The organism is Enterobacter sp. UCD-UG_FMILLET, from assembly GCF_000762975.1.
In the GTDB taxonomy this organism is placed as follows: domain Bacteria; phylum Pseudomonadota; class Gammaproteobacteria; order Enterobacterales; family Enterobacteriaceae; genus Enterobacter; species Enterobacter dykesii.
Map to the genome: position 1 here is coordinate 374,550 of NZ_JRJC01000006.1, position 11,256 is coordinate 385,805.

At 59.3% G+C, this 11,256-nt stretch carries 12 protein-coding genes; 5 read left to right on the forward strand and 7 right to left on the reverse strand.

The features are described from left to right. Positions 1–91 precede the first annotated feature (91 nt). Positions 92–826: a class I SAM-dependent methyltransferase gene (locus LA04_RS02250; RefSeq protein WP_047650324.1), complete on the forward strand. Its 735-nt coding sequence runs from the start codon at positions 92–94 to the stop codon at positions 824–826. On the opposite strand, the gene LA04_RS02255 is transcribed toward LA04_RS02250, so the two are convergent. Further along, positions 820–1,422 (reverse strand): short chain dehydrogenase, encoded by a 603-nt coding sequence (locus LA04_RS02255; protein ID WP_023308908.1) that lies wholly within the window; start codon positions 1,420–1,422, stop codon positions 820–822. The genes LA04_RS02250 and LA04_RS02255 overlap by 7 nt on opposite strands. A 97-nt stretch (positions 1,423–1,519) precedes the next feature. On the opposite strand from LA04_RS02255, the gene LA04_RS02260 reads away from it, so the two are divergent. The 3 genes from LA04_RS02260 (at position 1,520) to LA04_RS02270 (ending at position 4,211) form a co-directional block, all read left to right on the forward strand. Continuing rightward, positions 1,520–2,407 carry a LysR family transcriptional regulator gene (locus tag LA04_RS02260; protein WP_047650325.1) on the forward strand — a complete coding sequence of 296 codons (888 nt, stop codon included), beginning with the start codon at positions 1,520–1,522 and terminating at the stop codon, positions 2,405–2,407. 19 nt (positions 2,408–2,426) lie between these two features. Next, entirely contained in the window at positions 2,427–3,608 is a 1,182-nt protein-coding gene (locus tag LA04_RS02265; protein WP_047650326.1) for an aminotransferase-like domain-containing protein, read from the forward strand. Between the two features lie 84 nt (positions 3,609–3,692). Then, positions 3,693–4,211 carry a DUF6622 family protein gene (locus LA04_RS02270; protein ID WP_047650327.1) on the forward strand — a complete coding sequence of 173 codons (519 nt, stop codon included), beginning with the start codon at positions 3,693–3,695 and terminating at the stop codon, positions 4,209–4,211. 2 nt (positions 4,212–4,213) lie between these two features. Here LA04_RS02270 and LA04_RS02275 read toward each other — a convergent pair whose 3' ends face one another. Further along, entirely contained in the window at positions 4,214–4,633 is a 420-nt protein-coding gene (locus tag LA04_RS02275) for a nuclear transport factor 2 family protein (RefSeq protein WP_047650328.1), read from the reverse strand. Between the two features lie 97 nt (positions 4,634–4,730). Here LA04_RS02275 and LA04_RS02280 point away from each other — a divergent pair, with 97 nt between their 5' ends. Further along, positions 4,731–5,462 (forward strand): AraC family transcriptional regulator, encoded by a 732-nt coding sequence (locus tag LA04_RS02280; RefSeq protein ID WP_047650329.1) that lies wholly within the window; start codon positions 4,731–4,733, stop codon positions 5,460–5,462. Positions 5,463–5,532: 70 nt separating this feature from the next. Here LA04_RS02280 and LA04_RS02285 read toward each other — a convergent pair whose 3' ends face one another. The 5 genes from LA04_RS02285 to LA04_RS02305 all read right to left on the reverse strand — a co-directional run bounded on the left by LA04_RS02285 (position 5,533) and on the right by LA04_RS02305 (position 11,220). Continuing rightward, positions 5,533–5,880: a HigA family addiction module antitoxin gene (locus tag LA04_RS02285; protein WP_047650330.1), complete on the reverse strand. Its 348-nt coding sequence runs from the start codon at positions 5,878–5,880 to the stop codon at positions 5,533–5,535. Positions 5,881–5,890: 10 nt separating this feature from the next. Next, positions 5,891–6,190: a type II toxin-antitoxin system RelE/ParE family toxin gene (locus LA04_RS02290; RefSeq protein ID WP_033146338.1), complete on the reverse strand. Its 300-nt coding sequence runs from the start codon at positions 6,188–6,190 to the stop codon at positions 5,891–5,893. A 251-nt stretch (positions 6,191–6,441) separates the two neighbouring features. Continuing rightward, on the reverse strand, positions 6,442–7,611 hold the full coding sequence (locus LA04_RS02295) for an HlyD family efflux transporter periplasmic adaptor subunit (RefSeq protein WP_086374946.1): 1,170 nt from the start codon (positions 7,609–7,611) through the stop codon (positions 6,442–6,444). A 10-nt stretch (positions 7,612–7,621) separates the two neighbouring features. Then, positions 7,622–9,820, reverse strand: a complete 2,199-nt coding sequence (locus tag LA04_RS02300; protein WP_047650331.1) for a type I secretion system permease/ATPase — start codon at positions 9,818–9,820, stop codon at positions 7,622–7,624. Next, on the reverse strand, positions 9,817–11,220 hold the full coding sequence (locus tag LA04_RS02305) for a TolC family outer membrane protein (protein WP_047650332.1): 1,404 nt from the start codon (positions 11,218–11,220) through the stop codon (positions 9,817–9,819). The genes LA04_RS02300 and LA04_RS02305 overlap by 4 nt, the downstream gene beginning before the upstream one ends. Positions 11,221–11,256: the final 36 nt, after the last annotated feature.

Below are 11,256 nucleotides of genomic sequence, written 5' to 3' on the forward strand. Positions count from 1 at the left end.
TCTCCCTCTCCCTGTGGGAGAGGGGGATGAAGGCATCAGGCCGCAGGCAATGCTTTATACTGGAAGTCACATTCTTAAAGAGGGATCTGCCATGGCACAAAACATCTACGACAATCCGGCGTTTTTTGAAGGCTACGCCCAGCTTCCACGCTCGGTGCAGGGGCTGGACGGCGCGCCGGAGTGGCCCGCGCTTAAGGCCATGCTGCCCGATTTAACCGGTAAATCGGTTGTCGATCTCGGCTGCGGCTACGGCTGGTTCTGCCGCGCGGCGCGCGAGCTGGGCGCTGCTGACGTCACGGGGGTCGATATCTCAGAAAAGATGCTCGCCCGCGCAGCGGAGCTTACCGCTGACCCACAGATTCACTATCAGCGTAGCGATCTGGAATCTCTTAAGCTCAACGAGAACAGCCTCGATCTGGTCTATAGCTCGCTGGCGCTGCACTACCTGCCGGAACTGGACACGCTATTCGCCAGGGTTCAGCGCGCGCTCAAGCCCGGCGGCAGCCTGGTCTTTTCGATGGAGCACCCGATATACACCTGCGCCACCCGTCAGGGCTGGCTGACCGACGATAACGGCGAGCGGTTCTGGGGCGTAAACCATTATCAGGACGAAGGCAAACGCGTCAGCAACTGGCTGGCGGACGGAGTGGTGAAATACCACCGCACGCTCGGCACCACGCTTAACGCGCTGATCGGGGCAGGATTAACGATAAGCGACGTCAACGAGTGGGGGCCAGCGCAGGCGCAGATTGACGCCTGGCCTGCATTGGCCGAAGAGGCAGAACGCCCGATGCTGGTGCTGATCGCCGCCCGTAAGGCTCAGTAACCCACCTTATACACGCGCCCGCTCTGTACACCTTCCACGCTGCGGCGATAGGCCTGCGCCACGGTCGCGGCGGGAACGCTCTCAAAGCCCGGGAAGAAGCCATCGTACGTCTCGACGGATTCGGTGAGGACCGTCGGGCTAATCAGGTTGATGCGGATCCCGCGCGGCAGCTCGCAGGCTGCGGCGCGGACAAACCCTTCCAGCGCCGCATTTACCGTGGTGGCATTCACGCCCTGGGCAATTGGCTCGTGCGCCACGATGCCGCTTATCAGCGTAATAGAGCCGCCTTCGTTCAGATAATGCTGGCCGGTCAGCGCCAGGCGCACCTGCCCGAGCAGCTTGTCCTGCAGGCCCTGGTTGAAGTCGCTGTCCTTCATGGTCGCGAGTGGGCCAAAGTAAAGGCCACCGCTGGCGGAGACAATCGCATCCACCGGGCCGATTTTCTCAAACAGCGCCTGGACGCTCGCCTGCGAGGTGATATCCACCTGCTCGTCGCCCTGCGTGCGGCCGACGCGGATGACCTCGTGGCGACGACTCAGCTCTTCCGTTACCGCACGACCGACCGTACCGCTGGCACCAATAATGACGATTTTCATATCCGACTCCTTATGTTGTGAGCCTCCATTCTTTAATAAATAAAAATGGAGATAAACTGGGCTAAAGTTAGAAGATTGCTAACCAGGGGTTTGGAATATGGATAAGCTTCGCAGCATGGAGACCTTTATTGCGGTGGTGGAAAGCGGCAGCTTTACCGGCGCGGCGGCACGGCTGGAGATGTCGGCGGTAATGGTGGGGAAATACGTTGCGCTGCTGGAATCACAGCTCGGCAACCGCCTGCTGGAGCGTAACACGCGGCGCCAGAGCCTGACCGACGCCGGACGGGTCTATTTCGACGAGGCGAAGCGGGTGCTGGAGCAGGTGGCGATTGCCGAAAGCGCGGTGGAACGCCTGCGTGCCGCGCCGTCCGGCACCCTGCGCGTGACGGCGCCCACCTCGTTTGGCGGCAGCGCGATCGCGCCGCTTACGGCCTCTTTTTTACAACGCTACCCGGAAGTGCGCATCGAGCTTGATCTCACCAATCGTATGGTGGATCTGGTGGAGGAAGGTATCGATCTGGCCATTCGCATTGGCGACATTCACAACGACGATCTGGTGGCGAAATACCTCTGCCCTTACCGGATGGTGATCTGCGCCGCGCCGGACTATCTGGCGCGCTACGGTACGCCGCAAACCCCTGCCGATCTGGTGGATCATCTCTGCCTGTCCCACAGCGTGTGGACCGCGCGCAACGAGTGGCGGCTGCCGGGCATCGAAGGCGAGGTGCGCTGGAAACGGGATGCGGTCTTGAGATGTAATGACGGCTACGGGCTGCGGATGGCCGCGAGAGCCTGCGCGGGACTGCTGCTGCAGCCGGAGATGCTGGTGGCGGAAGATCTGGAAAGCGGCAGGCTGGTGCGGGTGCTGGAGAAGTACATTCCGGCGCCGAGACCCGTGCATTTGCTGTGGCGTCAGGATTTACGACCTCTCCCTAAGCTAACGGAATTTATCGCCCATATTCTGCTAAGATTGGGCACACTATAAAAAAGAAGGTATGCAAAGAATGTCTGTGAATAAACTCGCCAGCAGCGCGCAGGGCCTGCAATCATCTGCCATCCGTGAATTATTAAAACATAGCAAAATGGCCGGCGTCATTTCGCTGGGTGGGGGGATCCCTAACCCGGCCCTGTTCGATCACGAAGGGCTGAAAATTGCCGCTGATGCCGTATTATCACAGCATTTTGGTGAGGCCTTTCAGTACGGTCTGACCGAAGGTGTACCGGGGCTGCGGGAAGAAATTCAGCGCATCTGTGAAGGGCGTGGGATCCGCTGCAAGGCGGATGATGTGGTCGTGACCTCCGGTTCGCAGCAGTCCCTCGACGTGCTGGCGCGTGCATTAATTAACCCGGGCGATACCGTTGTGGTTGAGCGTCCAACCTATCTTGCTGCGCTGCAGGTATTTGGCCTGGCGCAGGCGAATTTTGAATCCGTTGGCACCGATGGCGACGGCATGAAGGTCGACGAGCTTGAAGCGCTGGCGGCAAATAAAACCATCAAAGCGGTCTATATTGTTCCGACGTTTGGCAACCCTGGCGGGGTAACCCTTTCTGAGGCGCGTCGCAAACAGCTGGTGGAATTATCGAAGCGCTATGATTTCGTCATTATTGAAGACGATCCGTACAGCGAAATTAATTATACCGATGAAGTTTTCCGTCCGTTAATTGCCCATGCCAAAGATATCGGCAACGAAGAGAACGTGGTGTATACCTCGACCTTCTCCAAAATTCTCGCGCCGGGGACTCGCGTAGGCTGGGTGCTGGTGCCGGAATGGCTGAAGCGCGCGGTGGTGAACCTTAAGCAAACCACCGATCTGCACACCAGCACGCTGTCGCAGCTGATGACGTATGAATACCTGAAAACCGGTCGTCTGCCCGATCAGATTAAAACGATCCGCGAAGCCTATCGCCAGAAATACCAGACCTTCGCAACCGAGCTGGAGGCCGAGCTGGGCGATGTAATGTCATTCCACAAGCCGAAGGGCGGCATGTTCCTGTGGGCGACTATGAAAAATGGGAGTAATACCACTCGCTGGCTGGAAAAAACGTTAAGTAACGGCGTAGTATTTGTGCCGGGCGAATTTTTCTACTGCAATGAGCCAGACCATTCAACGCTGCGTATGTCGTTTGTCACGCCAACGGATGAAGAGCTGAAGGAAGCGGTTCAACGCCTGAAAAAATCGCTGTAAAAGACCTGCGCATAATGGCTTTCCTGCCGTTATGCGCAATACGCGTTCAGGCGGCTCGGGCCGCGATCGTCCATGGAGATCTCCATGTTTGAATTTCTGTTCGGTGTCGTTACGCACACGCCCGCCTGGGTGTGGGTGCTTTTTATCTTCCTTATCTCTCGCGGCATTAAAGCCCGCAGGCCTGCCACCGTTACGCTGGAGAGGCTTGCCATCATTCCGGCAATATTTCTAATCTGGGATATCTACGATCTGGTGGTCTACCGCACGCTGACGCCCGGAACTGTCGCATTGTGGACGGCGGGGATCCTCGCCGGGGCCGCGCTGGGGTATTTCCTGATTAAGCAGGCGGTTATCACCCGCGCAGAGGCGCCGCGCAGCCTTTACCGTCAGGCAGACTACACCGCGCTGCCGTTTATGATGCTGGCGTTCGGCGTGAAGTACGTCATGGGCGTGATGAGCGCTGTCTCTCCCCAGACGATGCAGCAGCCCGCCATGAGCGCGCTGGCGATCGTCTCCGGCGGCGTGTTTGCCGGTGTGTTTCTCGGGAAATTTGCGCGTTATATTGGCGTGTATAACAGCGCCGCACCGCGCCCGGCGGAGTAAGGTTATTTTGTCGCGTGTGCCAGCGTGCGATCTGCAGCATCGCCGCTGAGTGCTCGCGTGACTTCATGGATCCGCCAGATTTTCCCTTCACGCAGCGCGGCAAACAGGTAAACCTCGATCTCTGCCTGACGACCATCGGGATACGTGACCGTCACGATATGCCGGTCAGCCAGAAGTTCGTCATGACAGGCTATCTCCACCACGACAAAGGCGATCGCGCGGATCTGCGAGCTGACGTGGCTCAGATGCTGGATAAAACCCCGGTAGTCAAGCGCGTGACCGTCCGTAAACTGCTGGTAATCGGGCGTAAATACTTCTGCCGGATCGATATCGCCGTTGAATAAGCGGGTTAACAGGCAGGCCATCTTTTCGCGCTGCGCGGCGTTGTCGGTGTCGGCTATCAGGGACGTGATAATGCTCATGCGGGCTCCTTATGTGGTTGAATCACCATTATCCTTGACAGCCGAAGTCGCAGTTTCTCTAATATGCCGAAGAATAACGATTTTCGGTCAAAATGATATGGTCAGTATTGAAGCGCTCCTTCATCCCGGCGGGTATCGAACGCCCTGGCACAGTCATCGCACCGGCCAGCTGTGGCGCATTGCAACGGGGTTGCTGGTCATTGAGACGCCGCAGGCGCGTTCGGTCGTACCGGCAAAACACATTGGCTGGATCCCTCCGGATCAGCAGCACGCCGCTTTTTCCGAAAGTGCAATAGATGGCTGCGCTATCTATCTTGACCCCGCCGGGTGCGCAATGCTTCCCGATGCGCCCGCTCTGTTCGAGCCCGACGATCTCACCCATGCACTGTTTTCCCGTTTATGCGATGCAGAGAGCGAGTACGATCCGCGAAAGCTTACTTTGCTGCTGGATGAGCTTGTCCTGACGCCCCAGGCTCGCTTTTCTCTGCCCGTGCCGACGGATCCGCGTCTGAAGAAAGTGGTTAGCCATTTGCTGCAGTTTGTCGATGATAACCAGACAGTCGAGAGCCATGCTACTCATGCTGGGATGAGCGTGCGTACGTTCAACCGTCGGTTTAGCGCCCAGACCGGAATGAACTTTGTTAACTGGCGGCAGCTGGCACGCGTTATGCGGGCAATGGAGTGGCTGGCGGCGGGGAAGCCGGTAGGGTGGATTGCGCTGTCCTGCGGCTACAGCAGCGTCAGCGCATTTATTGAGATTTTCAGAGCATGGACCGGTAAAACGCCGGGGCAGTGGGCGATTAAAGAAGGCCCTTTTGGGCGAAGGTAATACGCGTGGCTGCGTTGAGATCCAGCTCTTTTAACGATTAAAAGTATTGATAGGTGAAGTGTTTACCGAATCAGGCAACATCCGGCTGGCCAGATTTTCGCTTAGCCATAACTTCCGCAACGGTCTTTATACGGCTTAGCTCCTCCTGAGTCCTGGAGTTAGATTGCGCTTCCCAGATATCGACGTTCAGCTGTAAGTTCAGCCAAAATTCAATCGTGGTATCAAAGGCTTTTGCCAGTTTGATCGCCATATCGGCAGTAAGTTTGCGATTGTTATTGACCAGCGCGCTGATGGTGTTGCGGTGAACATTGAGCATCTCCGCCAGATCGCTGATTTTCAGATTGAGCGGTTCAAGATACTCATACTGCAACACGTCGCCCGGCGTGGTGGGTTTGCGGAGTGCCTGTTGAAGTGTCATGGGTGATGCCTCACTTGTGTTGCGTGTACTTGTGTGGTGAGAGGTAGAGATCTTCTGCTTTACCCTCTGTCCAGCGAAATACGAGCCTGTATTGCCTGTTTACCCGGATTGAGGAATATCCCTTCAGCGGAGGATTCAATGCTTCATACATATTGCCCGGTGGCGATCGCAAATCTCTGTGCGAGGTTGCTGCCCTGATGATATCGAGCTTTCTCGCAAGCGCTGTTTCCAGATTTGCAGGAATAACATTGCTCGATCTGCCGTAAAGAAAAAAATCCTCAAGCCATTGATCCCGAAAATAACTAATCATAATGGTGCTGAGCTCCAGTCCTTGAAGCTGATTGGATAGTAATGCACTCCCGCACTGTGCGCAAGTGCGTTTTTGTCTGCGGTTAATATTACCAGGGCGATGGCTGAAGGGAAGTGGGATGCATGGCTAAAGATTAATACTCCGAGGTAGGTTCCAGTTCTGGCGTACGGTTTAATACCCTGCGGCGCTGCGCTTGCAAGGGCCTCCGGGTATGTAGGCCGGGTAAGGCGGCGCCGCTACCCGGCGATTGATTACCGCTCCCGCAGCGCCTCTTTCGCGCGGTTAAACGGCTTGATCAGATAATCCAGCACCGTTTTCTCTCCGGTCTTAATGTCCACCGTCGCAATCATCCCGGGCACAATCGAGAAGTGCCTGCCCGCCTTATTGACCAGGTAATCCTGGCTGGTGCGGATGAATACCCGGTAATAGAACACCTCCGGCTTGGCTTCGTCCTGGATGGTATCCGGGGATATCGTCTCCACCACGCCGTGCAGGCCGCCGTAAATGGCGTAGTCGTAGGCGGTGATTTTGACCAGCGCCTCCTGGTTCGGGTGGATAAAGGCGATATCGCGCGGCGACAGGCGGGTTTCAATCAGCAGGTGATCGTCCACCGGCACAATCTCCATCAGCTCGCCGTTGGGAGGGATCACGCCGCCGATGGTGGTGACCTTGATGTTTTTCACGATCCCGCGTACCGGGGATTTTACCGTCAGACGGGTCACGGAATCCTGGCGGCCTTTGAGGATCGCTGAAACCATATCCACCTCCGCGTTGGCCTTGGATAACGCCTCCCGGGCCTGAACGTAATACTGCGAGCGTACGTCGGTGAGCTTCAGCTCCAGATCGCTTTTCTGCCGCTGCAGGCGCAGCACCTCCACGTGGCTGGCGGCGCCGGTTTTGACCAGCCGCTGGGTGATGGCCAGCTCCTTGTTGGCGAGATCTAACGCGGCGCGCAGCTCCCGCTGGGTATCCTCCAGCTGCGCGCGGCGGGAGTTGTAGAGGCGCGTTTCGTCAGCAATCAGATCCGGCCATTTCGCCAGCGAAGGGGGGAACTTCAGCGGGAGATCGTTCACCTCGGCGTACAGGCGGGCGCTGGAGGCCAGTGAGGCCCGGTAGCGCGCCGCGCTTTCGCCGACGTTCGATTCGGAACGCGTCGGATCGAGCCGCGCCAGCACTTGTCCGGCCTGCACCTGATCGCCCTCGTGGACGTTCAGCTCGGTGAGGATCCCGCCGTCGAGAGACTGTAAGACCTGCTCGCGCGAGCTGGGGATCACTTTACCCGAGCCGGTTGATACCTCATCCAGCACGCCAAACCACGCCCAGACGCCCAGCACCACAAACATCAGCAGCGAGAAGATCACGATCCGACGCGCGCCGGTGTAGCCACTTTCGGAGTCGAGGGCGTTATCCAGATCGTCCATTGCCGCCACGTCACGCTGACTGATTTTCATTTTTCCACTCCCGTCCGGTTGCTGCCTGTTGCTGCTGCTGCTGCATACGGCTGTTGTTCAGCGCCTGGGCCTTTGGCGCGTCCATCACCAGCATCCCCTCTTTCAACACCACGACGCGCTCCACCAGTTCCAGCACCGGTACGCGATGCGTGGCGACAATCAGGGTGCGATGCCCGAGCCAGTCGCCCAGGCGCTGGATGAATTCCCGCTCGGTGTGCTCGTCCAGCGACGCGGTGGGTTCATCCATCAGCACAATATTCGGATCGCGCAGGAGCATTCGCGCCAGCAGAATCGACTGGCGTTGCCCGCCGGATAATCCCACGCCGTTTTCCATGATCGGGTAGTCCAGCCCCTTGGGCAGCTTCTGCACGAAGCCTGCCGCGCCGGTCAGCTCCAGCGCCTCGAAAATCTCTTCGTCGGTAGCGCGCGGCATGCCGAGGGTGATGTTTTCGCGCAGGGTGCCGTAAAACAGCCGGGCGTTCTGGGTCATAAAGCCGACGTTGCGCCGGACGTCGGCGACGTCGAGATGCGGCAGGCTGAAGTTATCAAGCCGCAGCTCGCCGGCCGCCAGATCCATCCCGCCCGCCATGGCCTGCAGCAGGGTGGATTTGCCCGCGCCGTTGCGCCCGAGGATCGCCACTTTTTCTCCCGGCCGGATCTCCAGCCGGTTAATGCGCAGCGCCATGCGCGGATCGTCCGGCTGATAGCGGAACTGCGCCTGCTCGAAGAGGTAGTGACCGCGCAGCACGTCCTGGCGGATCGGCGTCTCCTCGCGCTGGTTTTCGGTGGGAAGCTGCATGATGCTGTCCAGCCCCTCTTTTGCCGCTTTGACCTGCTGCCAGCGCGCCAGCACGCCGCACAGTGTCGCCATTGGGGCGATCATGCGGGAGGCCAGCATTGACGCGGCGACCACCGAGCCGGTGGTCAGGGTGCCGTCGATCACCATCGGGGCGCCGACCACAATCACGGCGGCGTAAACCAGGCTCTGAATGGTCATCCCCCAGCTGATCAGGTTCTGCGTCACCTCGCGGGTGCGCAGGCCGGATTCGGCGGTGATCTGGATATAGCTGTTCCACTGCTGCAAAAAGCGGTTTTCCGCCTGCATCAGCTTGATGTCCTCCAGGCCCTGCACGCTCTCCACCAGCACCGCGTTGCGCAGGGTTGATTCATGGGCCGACTGCTTTGCCAGCTCCGCCAGCTTCTTCTGCAGCAGCAGGCCGGGCAGGACCATGATCACCGCCGCGACCGGGGCGATCCACGCCAGCTGCGGGGCGATGATCGCCAGTACCACCACGAACAGGAGAAAGAAGGGCAGATCAACAATCGTCGAGATGGTGGACGAGGTCACCATCTCGCGGATCTGCTCCAGTTCGCGCAGCTGAGAGATAAAGCTGCCGGTGGAGCGGGGGATCGCGCTGTTGCGCAGCCGCAGCGCGTGGCCGAAGACGCGATCCGAAACGCGCATGTCCGAGCGCTTGCCGAGCAGATCCATGATGTGCCCGCGCGCCACGCGCAGCACAAAGCCAAACAGCGTGGCGATCAGCACCCCGATAGTCAGGACGTAAAGCGTCGGGTAGGACTGGGCGGGGATCACCCGGTCGTACACCTGCATGGAAAAGACGATCCCGGAGAGCGACAGCACGTTGATAAAGAGGGCGGCCAGCATGACCCAGCTGTAGGGGCGCAGGTCGCGCATCACCAGCCGGTAGAGCCAGTCCGGACGGTATTTTGAGATATAGGCGTCCACGCGGCTGTCCTTCAGCGCGGCGAGTGGACGCAGGGCAATGACGTGGCGGATAGCGGGCAGCATCGCCGTCATCGACAGCCGGTTGGTGTAGGCCTCATCGTCGAAAAAGCTGACCTCCAGCGTATCGTCCCCGTCGAAATGCTCGATCACGCCGATCCTGCCGTCATTCATCGCCACCACCACCGGCAGACGCCAGCTGTTGATCGCCTGCCGATCGTCGGTAAGGAGCTGAAACGACAGCCCCGCTTCGCGGGCCAGCTGGGTGAGGGCGGGTACCATCGGTTTGCCTTTCAGCCACGGTGCGCCAGCGATAAGCGCGCCGGGCGAGCAGGCGACGCGGTAGCGCGTGGCGACAAAACCAAAGGCCTGCGCCCACTGCGCCAGCGCCTCATCCGTCATCATTTCACCCTGCGGGATTTCGCGTTGCTTCATGGCTGGATCTCCACGGTCTGGATGGTGCGGTTATCAAGATCGAACGCATGACGCAGCTGCCCGGTGTTATACAGGCAGTTGAGCTGCAGCTGGTGCAGTTGACCGAGGGTCTGCTGCTGGGTGAAGCGCGCCTGATAGACCTCCTGCTCGGCGTTAAGCACGTCGAGCAGCGGGCGCGAGCCGAGATCGAGATACTGCTGCTGGTACAGTTCGCGGGTGCGGGCGCTGAGGGCTTCCTGGCGGCCCTGGATTTGCAGCGTGCTTTGCAGGCTCATCACCTGGCTGCGGGCTTCCAGCAGCTTCTGGCGGACGTCCAGACGCGTACGCTGAACGGTGGACTGCGCCGCCTCCACCGCGTGTCCGGCAGCGTTACGCCGGGCGGTGAGGCCGCCGCCCTGGTAGAGCGGCATCTGCACTTTCACCCATGCGGAATACTGGGTGCGATCCCGGGTTTCGCTCCCCGCGTAGCGATCGTTCATGTAGTGGCGCACCTCCGGCTCCAGCGAGACGGTGGGCGTCATCTGCGCGTCGGCGTAGTCGAGGTTCGCCTGGGCGACGTTAGCCTGCGCCCAGGCGGCAAGTACCGCGGGCACCAGACGGTCATCCGGCTCGGCAATGTCGCAGCTCCGGCCCAGCTTTTGCGGAAAGTCATTGCCGATGGCGTTCAGGCTGTTCCAGCCGAGAAAGCTCATCAGCGTGGCGCGGGCGCTGTCGAGGCTGGCCTGGTACTGCATTAGCTGGGCGCGCGCGCCTTCGATACGGGCATCGGTCTGTACTACGTCAGAGAGCGACGTGGCTCCTTCGTCATTACGCAGACGGGTCAGTTTGCCAATGGAGGAGAGGGCGTCGAGCTGCTCTTTAGCGGTCTCGACCATCTGCTGCCAGGTTTGCACCTGCACCATGGCGATAGCGGTATCGTGGGCAATAGTGTCGATACTTACCAGCACGTTGGCCTGCTGCTGGGCAACGCCCGCGCTCTCGGCTCGCACCTGGCTGTCCACTTTGCCAAAGTCGTAGAGCATTTGTGAAAGAGAGAGCACCAGCGACGGCGTAAAGCCGTTCTGGTCGCCGTCATGGGAATAACCGTTGTCCACGCCGGCATTAATCTGCGGATAGTATTTTGATTTAGCGACGTCCACCTCTTCGCTCTGCTGGTAGAGTTTCCCCACGGCTTCGCTGATGGCCGGGTGCCAGGTGACGGCGCGGTTGACGGCATCGCCAAGCTGCAATGAACCGGGTGCGGCTTTGCCCGCCGCAGGTGCGACGCGGCCATTGAGCGAGGGGAGTTCCTGCGTTTCGCGAAGCTGGCCGGTATTGATGATTGCCGCCGGGTTCGCGCAAAGAGCGGGCACAGATATCAGGCAGCACGAGAGCCACCAGTGAGGCATCTTCATTCCCATGTCATGTCCCTAATAAAAAGAGTACGGCTTTATTAT